Genomic DNA, 10,348 nt, shown 5'->3' on the forward strand with positions numbered 1-10,348 from the left:
AGGTCACCGGGCACTCGGCGACTGCCGAACGGTCGTTGAGCGGATCAGGGAAATGGCCGAACGCCCCGACCCTTTCTGAGCCCTAGCCCATCCCGGAGGAGGACGCGGCAACGGGGGGGGGGGGGTGGGTGTTTTTTTTTTTTGTGTGTCTTGTTGTTTGGGTGTTTTCCCCCCCCCCGAAACCGCCACCGACGAGGACGACACCGGCGGCGACGCGGGCCATCCCTCGCCAGGTCCGGCGGCTACGCGCCTGACGTGTTCTTTCTTTTCGAGGCGAAATGCTGGGCTCGTTGACAGGTTGCTCCCAGCGCGGCATCAGCCGCCGAGCCGGACTCGCGGCACGAAGCGCGACGCTCCGTCAGCGGACTCGGCGGCACGACCCGCGACGCCCCGTCAGCGGCCCAGGGCTGCACCGCCGTTGATGTGCAGGAGCTGGCCCGTCAGGTTCGCCGCCTCCGGGGAGCTGACGTACTTGATCGCCGCGGCGATCTCCGCGGGGCGGCCCGCGCGGCGGGTCAGGGTCTGGGCCACGCGGGACTCGACGAACTCCGGGGTCGCGCGGTCGCCGAAGAACTCCGTGTCGCCGACGAAGCCCGGCGCGACCGCGTTCACCGTGATGCCCTCGGGGCCGAGACGCTGGGCCAGGTCGAACGTGTAGGTGTTGATCCAGCCCTTCGAACCGCCGTAGGACCCGGGGCCGCGCAGGGCGGCGATGGAGGACAGCTGCACGATCCGGCCGCCGGGACGGCGCATGTGGGGCAGCAAAGCCTCGGTGAGCAGGACGGCGGTCAGGACGTTGGCGTCGAAGTTGCGCCGGTAGCTGTCGGCGATGGAGGCGAGCGTGCCGTCGTGCGCCGGGGCCACGTTGCCGCCCGCGTTGGCGACCACCACGTCGAGCGGGGTCTCGTCCGCGGTGATGAAGGCGGTCGCCGCGGCCACCTGGTCGGGGTCCGAGAGGTCCGCCGCGTACCAGGTCGCCGTGGACGCGCCGTGGCGGTCGTCGAGCCGCTCGGCCGCCTCGCGCAGTACGTCCTCGCGGCGGCCGAGCAGCACCACCCGGTCCCCCTCCGCGGCGAACGCCTCCGCCGTCGCCAGTCCGATCCCGGTACCTCCGCCGGACACCACCACACGTCGCTGGATCATGGCCATCAGTTCTCGCCCTCGCCCTCGTGCGCGCACTCGTCCCTGGATGTGAATAGCAATCACATGTACGTACGAAGCGTGACGCTACGGAGCGGGTGATGCGTCGTCAAGGGGATCACCCGGACGGCTCGCACCCCGCCGGGACGCGGACAGCCGGACGGCCGCGTGGTCGACGGCGTCCCGCAGCGCCAGCAGCACCACGGGGCGCCCCGCCACGTCCCGCTCCCGCAGCAGCGACCGGGGCAGCCCCGCGCCCACGGCGGCGAAGTCGCCGTCGTCCAGCTCGATGTCCTCGTACGAGATCCACGTGCCCCCGCCGCCGCTCCCGCCCGGGTCCGGCACCACGCAGCGGTAGGTCCGCGGCGGCGACGGCGGGGTTGTCCGGTACTCGGCGAGATGGAACGCGCTGCACACCCCGAACCCGACGCGGAACAGCAGGACGCGGGCGCCCGCCTCGTACAGCCGGGCCAGCGGTGAACGCTCCCCGAAATGACAGTGCGGGTCGTGTCCTTCGAGCAACTCGGCGGCGCGCGGCCCGAGTCCGGCGAACGACGTCTGGGGGTGCGCGCTGCGCCGCGCCCCGGGAGTGGTGCGGACGGCTTCGGCCAGCACGCCCATCGCCGGGCAGGGGGTGGTGTCCGGGACGAAGGGCGGCATCGACGCCCGGAAGTCGGCACGCTCCCGCTCGGTCATGCCGCGGACGTGGCGCCGGTACGCGGGCGAGGTGTCGGAGTTCTCCGGGGTGAAGGCCGGGACGACCAGGGTGCCGCCCGGTCCCAGCACGTCCAGGAGCGCGTCCCGCACGTCGCGGGCACGCAGTCCGCTGCCGCCGAGGGAGGCGTGCGCGAGAAGGACTCCGCCGCGGGGCACGCCCAGCTCCGCGAGGGTGTCGCGGAGCCGGCTGAGCTCACGTCGCATCGTGGTGGTTCCCCTCGGTCCACGGCCGGCCGGCCCGTACGGCGTCCGTCACTGTCGGTTCACGGTCGGGCACATCGGCCGGACGGGCAAGAACGCGACCGGGGCGGACGCCGGTTGCCGGCGGGACTCGGGGAGCGGGGCGGCTGAAAGTCGTCGTTCCGGCACCGCACCGGGGTGGTCGAGAGGGTGCGCCGGGCCCGGTCGGCTGCGCGCGCGGACCGTGCCTCGCACGGCCGAGACAGTACTGGTCCTGTCCCGCGTTCGGCGCGACGATGGCGAGTCACACCTTTTCTCACTGGGGGGCGGGCGATGGGGGACGGGACTCCCGTACCGAGCACCACTGTGAACGTGAGTGACCTGCCCCCGCTGTTCCGTGCGAGCGATCAGCAGGCGCTCACCCGGCAGAGTGAGTCGTTTCTCGCCGTTCGCGCCCAGCTGGTGGTCCTGCTGCTCGCCACCTGCGCCGCCACGCTGGCGGAACACGTGAACGACCACGCCGTCGCAGCGGCCGCCGCGGTCCTGTACGCCCTCACCATCGTGATCGGAGTGCACGCCTCCCGGCGGCGCGCGCGTGCGCACTGGCAGGCGCACCGGGCCGTCGCCGAGACCGTGAAGTCGCTCGCCTGGCAGTACATGGTGCACGGCGGCCCCTTCCACTCCCGGCTCGTCGACCCCGACGGGATGTTCACGGAACGGCTGGACGACCGGCTGCGGGAACTGCGGAAGGTGGGCTGGGAGGACGAGCACGCCGCGACCGGTCTCGCCGTCGGCCAGATCACGCCCGCCATGCGGACGATGCGGGCCAAGCCCTTCGAGGTGCGCCGGGACTTCTATCTGCGCGACCGGGTCGTGGAACAGCTCGTCTGGTACGGCAACCGGGCCGCCCGGGCCCGCCGCGCCGCCGCACGCTGGTCGACGGTCACGGCCGTACTGACCCTGCTGGCGCTGCTCGCGGCCGTGCTGCGGGCGATGGGCGCGCTCGGCGACTGGGACCTGACGGGCGTGCTGAGCGCCGCGGCGGCGGGTGGCGTGGCCTGGCAGGAGGTGCGCAGGCACCGCCCGCTCACGTACGCGCACTCGCTGATAGAGCAGGACCTGGAGACCGCGCGGATCGGGATGGCGACGACGGTCACCGAGGACGGCTGGGCCGACGCGGTCGCCGAGGCGGAGCGGCTGGTGAGCCCGCAGCACACGGACTGGCTGGTGCGCTTCGGCAGCTGAGTCCCCCTCAGGAATCGTCGCGTGCAACGGGGTTCGGTCCCCTCGTGCCGCTCGCCCGGGGATCCCGCACCCGGGTCAGTGCCGGACCACTCCCGGCCGCCACAGCACCCGGACGGGGACACCGCTGCGGCGCGCGTAGGCCACCACGTCGGCGGTGCCGCCCAGCCCCCGCGCCGGACACCCGTCCCAGACGGCGACCAGGCGGTCCGTGTGGTCGACGATCCAGCGGCCGGCCGCGTAGTACGCCTCCTCGTGCGTCGGCTCGACGGGCAGTCTGACGCGGGAGGAGCAGGACTTCAGCAGGCGCTGGTACGCGGCCCGCACCTCGTCGCCGCCGAGATGGGCCTCGTAGTCCATGCCGGGGATCACGGCGGTGACCGGGATGCCGTGGTCCAGGGCGAGCTCCGCGAAGAGCTGGTCGGCGCCGGCCGCGAGACTGCTGAGGGCCTCCGTGCCACCGCAGCAGCGGAGTTCGGCTCTGATGCCGGAGCGGACGGACGGAAGCGCGGCGGCGGGGATCCCTCGGTGCCCGGTGACGCCGATCCTGGTCACGAGAACCACCTTCGCAGTCGAGGCCGTCCCTTCCACACTAGCGTCGGGACACCGGCCCGGCGACGTGCGTTCGAGGCGCACGGGCAGCTCACAGGGGTGACTGCCACGTCAACGTCGTGCCCGGTGTGCCCTCGTCCGCCGTCCCGTCGTCGTACACCGTCAGGCGTACTCCCGCCCGCCCGTCCGGCAGTTCGGCCGTCGCGTCGACGGCCACCTCCACCCGGGAGACCCCGGTGCGCCGGGCCGCGGCGGCGAGGGCGCGGCGCAGCGCGGTGAGCAGATGGGCGGCGACGGGTTCGGGAACACGGTTCTCGACGGCGCCGGTGAAGCGCGTGGACGGCTGGAAACCGAGGAGCGCCGCGGCCCCCGCGGTCTCCCGCAGTACCCTGCCGCGGAAGGTGGTGGGGGCGTCGGCGGGCGGCTGCTGGAGCGCGAAGATCGCCGTACGGACCTCCTGGACGGTGGACTGCAGCTCGTCCACGGCCCTGCCGAGCGTGTCGTGCACGTCGCCGCCCCCGGTGCGGCGCTGGGCCGACTCCATCATCATGCCCGTCGCGAACAGCCGCTGGACGACCAGGTCGTGCAGGTCGCGGGCGATCCGGTCGCGGTCCTCCAGAACGGCGAGCCGCGCCCGGCGCTGCCGGGTGTCGGCGAGGACGAGGGCCACCGCGGCCTGGGAGGCGAACTGGGTGGCGAGCAGCCGCTCCACCGGCGTGTACGGGCGGCCGCCGCGGCGCCGGGGCAGGGCGAGGGTGCCGATGAGCCGGCCCGCCGTCTGGAGGGGGAGCAGCATGCTGGGCCCGAACCGGTGGCGCACATGCGTCGTCATCCGGGTGTCCGTGGCCGAGTCCTCCACGAACACCGGCCGGCCGCCCAGGAGTTGTTCGAGGACCGGGCTGCCCGGTTCGATCATGGCGCCGATGATGTCCCCGGGGTCGTCGAGGGTGGACGCGGTGACGATCTCCATGCCGCCCTCCTCGGTGGGCTGCAGGATGACCCCGGCGGACGCGTCGGCGAGGATCCGGGCCCGTTCGGCGACCGTCATCAGGGCGTCGGCGGCGGCCTCCCCGGTGAGCAGCGCGTTCGTGACGGCCGCCGCTCCCTCGATCCAGCGCTCGCGCTGGCGTGCCGTCTCGTACAGCCGGGCGTTGCCGATCGCGATGCCGGCCTGGGTGGCCAGGACGCGCAGCAGCTGCTCGTCCTCGTCCGTGAAGGGGCCCCGGGGCTTGTCGACCAGGTGAAGGTTGCCGAACACCTCGTCGTCGACGCGGATGGGGACCGCCAGGAAGTCGTCCGTCCGGCCGACCGGGCTGCGGTCGCCCGCGGCCAGACCCGCGGTACGGATCTCCACGGGACCGTCGTGCTCCGGATCGACCATGGCGAGCGCCGCGCACCGGGCGCCGGTCAGCTCCGCGGCGCCGTCCACGATGTGCTGGAGCGTGGCCCGCAGCTCCAGGTCGGTCCCGACGCTCAGGACCGCCTCCAGGAGGGAGCGGAGACGGGGGACGGGATCGGTCATCGCCGCGGGTCAGCCCGCCAGCGGGTCCAGTACCAGGGGCTCGACCCTGCCCTCCAGCATGTAGCCGAGGCCCTGGACCGCGCACACGTCGGGCCGCTCGGCGATGTGGACCGGCATGCCCGTCGCCTCCCGCAGCATCTGGTCGAGACCGGGGAGCAGGGCGCTGCCGCCGACCATCATGATCCCGCGGTCGGCGAGGTCGGCCACCAGGTCGGGCGGGCAGACGCGGAGCACCTTGCCGATGCCGTCGAGCACCGCGGTGAGCGGCGTCTGGATCGCGTTGCGCACGGCGGCGGTGTCGACGTGCACGGAACGGGCGAGGCCGGTGGCGACGTCCCGGCCGTGGATCTCGGTGGAGGCGGGGCCGTGCGGGGTGAGCCCGTTGCCGGAGAGGGCGAGCTGCAGCGGCCGTACGGACTGGCTGGGCAGCATCAGTTCGTGCTGGTGGCGCAGGTGTTGCACGATCGCGTGGTCGACGGCCTCGCCGCCCACTGGGATCCGCTCGGCGGTGACGATCGAGCCGAGCGACAGCACCGCCACCTGGGTGGCCGCCGCGCCGCAGACCATGACCATGGTGGCCTCGGGCTGCTCCACGGGCAGCCCGCAGCCGACGGCGGCGGCGATGAGCGTGTCGACGAGTTCGACGCGCCGCGCCCCGAGCCCCACCAGCGTCTCGATGGTGGCGCGCTGGGCCAGCGGGTCGGCGTCGTGCGGGGTGCAGGCGGCGGCCCGCAGCCGGGGCTTGCGGCGCAGGGCGCGGCGGACCTTGTCACCGAGCAGCTGGCGCAGCATGCGCTGGGCCATCTCGATGTCGACGACCGTGCCGCCGGACACCGGCCGGACCACCCGGATGTAGTCGGGTGTGCGGCCGGTCATCTTCTCGGCGAACTCGCCGACCGCGATCAGGGCGCCGGTCCTGGTGTTGATGGCCGCGGCGCTCGGCTGGTCGACGACGAGCCCGGCGCCCTTCACGTACACACGGGTCCGTGCCGCTCCGAGGTCGACGGCGAAATGACAGCGGCGCAACTGGTCCAGACTGCCGGTCATGGCGGTTCCTCCCGAGAGCACAGACCGTGGGGCTCCGCCGGGCGGCGGTCCTCACTGGCATCGTGCGGGACCTGACGGGGCGTCGCCCGTTGGGGAGGGCCGGGCGGGGTGCGGCTGGACGGGTGGTTCCCGGGCGCCGCGGGCGGTGGTCCGGACGGAGGCGTCCGGCGGCGCTGGCGGAAAACCGCCAGGGCAGCTTCCCGCCAGGTCCCGCCGGCTCCCCCGCGACTCCGGGGCCCGACACTCGTCGCAGCACGCGGGCACGGCCCCGCACGGGCGGCGTGCCGCCGGCGCGGTCGACGACGAGAGGCGGAGAGGCTTCGATGACCAGAGGAAGAGCCGGACGGGGGGCGACGCTGCTTTCGGCCGGCCTCGTGCTGGCGCTGCTGCCCGGGGGGCCCGCGTCCGCCGGGGACGCCGGGACCGCGGGGGACGCAGGCGCCACCGCCGCGACACGGGCCGCGGACGCCGCCCGCACCGTCACACTCGTCACCGGCGACAAGGTCACCGTCACCGGCCTGGGCGGCGGCCGGCAGACCGTCACCGTCGAGCGGCCGACGGGCGCGACGGGTGCCGTGCGCACCCAGGTCGCCGACGGCACCGTCACCGTGATACCGGACGAGGCGCTGCCGTACCTGCGGGCGGGCACCCTGGACCGGCGGCTGTTCGACGTGAGCGGGCTGATACGGCAGGGGTTCGGCGACCGGCGGACCGGCACGCTGCCGCTGATCGTGACGTACGACAAGGACACCCGGGTGGTGACCCCGCGCGGCGCCGACCGGACCCGGGCGCTCCCCAGCATCCGCGCGCTCGCCGTCGACGCCGCCGAGGGGCGGACCTTCTGGCGGGCCCTGACCCGGCAGCAGGGCGTCGGCAAGGTGTGGCTCGACGGGCGCGTCCGGGCCGACATGGCCGAGAGCAACGCGCAGATCGGCACGCCGAAGGCGTGGGAGGCCGGCCTCACGGGCAAGGGCGTCACCGTCGCCGTCCTCGACACGGGCGTCGACACCGGCCACCCCGACCTGGCCGGACGGGTCGCCGAGACCCGCAGCTTCATCGAGGGGGAGGAGGCCGCCGACCGCAACGGGCACGGCACGCACGTCACGTCGACCGTCGGCGGCAGCGGCGCCGCCTCCGGCGGCAGGGAGCGGGGCGTCGCACCGGATGCCGTTCTCGCCGTCGGCAAGGTGCTCAGCGACCAGGGGGCCGGCAGCGAGTCGCAGATCATCGCCGGGATGGAGTGGGCGGCGCGGGACGTGGGCGCGGACGTGGTGTCCATGAGCCTCGGGTCGTCCGAACCGAGCGACGGCACCGACCCGATGGCGGCGGCCGTCGACGCCCTCTCGGAGGAGACCGGCGCGCTGTTCGTCGTCGCCGCGGGCAACACCGGAGCCCCGTCGTCGATCGGCTCGCCCGGCGCCGCGGACTCCGCCCTGACCGTCGGCGCGGTCGACTCCGCCGACAAGGCCGCGTACTTCACCAGCGCGGGACCCCGCTCCGGCGACAACGCCCTCAAGCCGGACCTGTCCGCGCCGGGTGTCGGCATCCTCGCCGCCCGCTCCTCCCTCACCGAGGGCAGCGGCGCCTACACCTCCATGAGCGGTACGTCGATGGCGACCCCGCATGTCGCAGGCGTCGCCGCACTCCTCGCCCAGGCGCACCCCGACTGGACCGGCGCCCGGCTCAAGGACGCGCTCATGTCGACGTCCGCGCCCCTCGAGGCGTCCGCCTACGTGCTCGGCGCGGGACGGGCGGACGTGCCGGACGCGGTGACGGCGGAGATCACCGCCACCGGCGGCGCCGACCTCGGGTACTACAGCTGGCCGTACGACGTGAACCAGCCGGTGCACAGGACGATCACCTACTCCAACTCCTCCGGTTCCGAGGCCGAGTTGAGCCTCGCCGTGCGGGGCGCTGCGGACGGTGTCGCCACCCTCGCCGACTCCGCGCTCACCGTGCCCGCGCACGGGACCGCGTCCACCACCCTCACGGGCGACGGGGCGAAGGCACCGGTCGGGAACACCTCCGGGCAGGTCGTGGCGAGCGCGGGCGGCGAACCGGTCGCCCACACCGTGTTCGGGCTGGTCAAGGAGGAGGAGCGGTACACCCTCACCGTGCACGTCAAGGACCGCGACGGGGCCCCGGCGGCCGCCGACCTGACGGTGCAGCGACTCGCGCGGGACACCGACCCCTCGCCGGCGGCGGTCGGTGACTCCGGGACCCTGGAGCTGCGCCTGAAGCCGGGCACGTACAGCCTGACCTCCTTCCTCGACGTGCGCGGCAGCCACGGCCGCGACTCCCTCGGGCTCGGCTTCCTCGCCGCACCCGAGATCACCCTCGACCGCGACCGCGAAGTCACCCTGGACGGGCGGGCGTTGCGGGAGATCGACGCGAAGGTCGACCGGCGCACCGAGACCCGGCAGCTCCTGATGGAGTACGACCGCAGCGGGGGCGGCTCGGACCTGTTCGGCGCCGTGCAGGTGCCCGTCACCTACGACAGCGTCTTCGCGGCGCCCACCGGGAAGGTCACCGAGGGCGGCTTCGAGTACCGGACCGTGTGGCGGCTCGGGAAACCGCTGCTGGAGGTCGAGGGGATCGGCGAGGCCGTCGTCCAGCCGGGCGGCACGCTGACCGAGGGGCGCAGCAGGCTGCCGCTCGTCGACGCGGGAACCTTCGAGGGCGGCGTCCTCACCGGCGTCCGCGGCAAGGCCGTCCTCGCGCGGAAGGCCGACGGGACCGAACCCGCGGCGCTCGCCGCCGCGGCCCAGGACGCCGGCGCCGCGGCCCTCTTCGTGACGGACGACGCGCCGGGCCGGCTCAGCGCCTGGTTCGGCACGGACGACAACGCGGACCGGCCGCTGCAGATCGCCACCGTGAACGCGGCCGACGCGGCCCGGCTGCGCGCGGCGGGGCGGGTCGACATGACCGGCACGCGCAACACGCCGTACGTGTACGACCTGTCCGAGGGGCATCGCGGCGCCGTCCCCCGCGGGGACCTGACGTACGCTCCCGGCCGGAGTGAACTCGCCGTCCTGGACGCCCGGTTCCACGCGGTGAAGCCGGCGGGCGGCGGCGAGTTCCGCTACTCGCTCACCGACACCTTCCCCGTCGGCATCGGCTTCCGGGAGCGGATCGACCTCCCCGCCGAGCGCATGGACTACGTCTCCACCGCGACCGGCCAGCAGTGGCACGAGTCGGTGACGACGGCGGACGGCGCGCTGGAGGAGCGCAGCGGAGTGCTCCGCTACCGGGGCGGGACGCACACCGTGCTCGACTGGTTCAAGCCCGTCTGGCACCCGTGGCTCGGCACCGGACTCGGCTGGGGCCAGCAGCGCGCGGGCAACCAGTTGCAGTTCAACACCCCGGGCTGGGGCGACTCCGGTCCCGACCACACCGGCTTCGGCGACGCGTGGAGCGAGGGCACCGGCATGACCCAGGTCACCGAGGTCCACCAGGACGGCGTCCTCGTCGACCGGCGGACCGGCTCCGGCACGTACGTCTGGGACGCGCCCGCCGACGAACACGGCTACCGGGTCGTCACGACCACGGCCCTGGACGCGGACCGCTGGAAGCTGTCGACGAGGGGCCGCTCCGAGTGGACCTTCAGGTCGGCGGCCACTCCCGAGGACCACTGGACCCTGCTGCCCCTGCTCAACGTCGGCTACGACCTCGACACCGACCTCACGGGCGACGTCCGAGGCGGCCGGGTGCCGGTCGGCATCCACGCCGAGTACGTCGCCGGGGCGGCCGGCACCGGCAGCATCGGCGGCGGGAAGCTGGAGGTGTCGTACGACGACGGGAGGACCTGGCGGGCGGTGCGGCTCTCCGGCAGCGCGGCGGCCTGGGGGGGGAGAGCGGCCATGGCCCCCCACACCCCCTACCCCCCCCCTCGTGCCTCCGCCCCCCACAAACCAGGCGGCTCCGTTTGCCCAGAGACGACCCAGGAGG

General features: G+C 74.2%; 7 protein-coding genes. 2 read left to right on the forward strand and 5 right to left on the reverse strand.

Going from position 1 to position 10,348, the window contains the following annotated elements; genetic code table 11:
• Positions 1-393: 393 nt before the first annotated feature.
• Together AC069T_RS29040 and AC069T_RS29045 are read right to left on the reverse strand one after the other, a co-directional pair.
• Entirely contained in the window at positions 394-1,143 is a 750-nt protein-coding gene (locus AC069T_RS29040; protein ID WP_478785571.1) for an SDR family NAD(P)-dependent oxidoreductase, read from the reverse strand.
• 84 nt (positions 1,144-1,227) lie between these two features.
• On the reverse strand, positions 1,228-2,061 hold the full coding sequence (locus AC069T_RS29045) for an AAC(3) family N-acetyltransferase (protein ID WP_478785572.1): 834 nt from the start codon (positions 2,059-2,061) through the stop codon (positions 1,228-1,230).
• A 309-nt stretch (positions 2,062-2,370) separates the two neighbouring features.
• Between AC069T_RS29045 and AC069T_RS29050 the strand changes: the two genes are divergently transcribed.
• Entirely contained in the window at positions 2,371-3,282 is a 912-nt protein-coding gene (locus AC069T_RS29050) for a DUF4231 domain-containing protein (RefSeq protein ID WP_478785573.1), read from the forward strand.
• Positions 3,283-3,357: 75 nt separating this feature from the next.
• Here the strand turns inward: AC069T_RS29050 and AC069T_RS29055 are convergent, their stop codons facing one another.
• The 3 genes from AC069T_RS29055 to AC069T_RS29065 form a co-directional block, all read right to left on the reverse strand.
• Entirely contained in the window at positions 3,358-3,834 is a 477-nt protein-coding gene (locus tag AC069T_RS29055) for a hypothetical protein (protein ID WP_478785574.1), read from the reverse strand.
• Between the two features lie 88 nt (positions 3,835-3,922).
• Positions 3,923-5,353: a sensor histidine kinase gene (locus tag AC069T_RS29060; protein ID WP_478785575.1), complete on the reverse strand. Its 1,431-nt coding sequence runs from the start codon at positions 5,351-5,353 to the stop codon at positions 3,923-3,925.
• Between the two features lie 9 nt (positions 5,354-5,362).
• Positions 5,363-6,400, reverse strand: coding sequence for a rod shape-determining protein (locus AC069T_RS29065; RefSeq protein WP_358851109.1), 1,038 nt, complete (start codon positions 6,398-6,400; stop codon positions 5,363-5,365).
• A gap of 323 nt (positions 6,401-6,723) precedes the next feature.
• Between AC069T_RS29065 and AC069T_RS29070 the strand changes: the two genes are divergently transcribed.
• Positions 6,724-10,348: S8 family serine peptidase (locus AC069T_RS29070; protein WP_478785576.1), on the forward strand; the 3,625-nt coding region annotated here is incomplete at its 3' end.

The sequence above is a fragment of the Streptomyces sp. NPDC043867 genome, from assembly GCF_056435845.1.